Origin of the sequence: Streptomyces zaehneri (genome assembly GCF_032248645.1) — a bacterium.
Classification (GTDB): Bacteria; Actinomycetota; Actinomycetes; order Streptomycetales; family Streptomycetaceae; genus Streptomyces; species Streptomyces coriariae.
The window spans coordinates 1-415 of sequence record NZ_JASTTJ010000076.1; the positions used below are offsets into that span (position 1 = coordinate 1).

Consider the following 415-nt stretch of genomic DNA (forward strand, 5'->3'; position numbering starts at 1 on the left):
GCAGTACACCGAGCACACCGGCCGTCTGCTGGCGCTGGCCGGGATCGGCGCGGACCGGGACGAGGCCGCCGCGCTGGGCGTCCGGGTGGTGGAGCTGGAGAAGCGCATCGCCGCCCTGCACTGGGACCTGGTCCGCAGCCGGGACGCCGTGGCCCGCTACAACCCCATGACCCACGACCGGCTGACGGAGCTCTTCCCCCTGGCCGACGCGTGGCTCGAGGGCGTGGACGCCGCCGGCGAGCGCGCCGCGGAGGTCGTGGTGTGGCAGCCGGACTTCCTCTCCGGTGTGCAGGGGCTGCTCGAGGGACCCGAGGCCGCCGACCTCGAGGACTGGCGTCACTGGCTGATCCTGCAGGTGCTGCGCTCCTTCGCCGGCTTCCTGCCGGACGCGTTCGTGCAGGAGAACTTCTCCTTC

1 protein-coding gene is annotated in these 415 nt (G+C 73.0%); it reads left to right on the top strand.

The window, feature by feature from the left end:
* A partial coding sequence (locus QQM72_RS40705; RefSeq protein ID WP_314225839.1) for a M13 family metallopeptidase N-terminal domain-containing protein occupies positions 1 to 415 on the top strand: 415 nt, incomplete at both ends.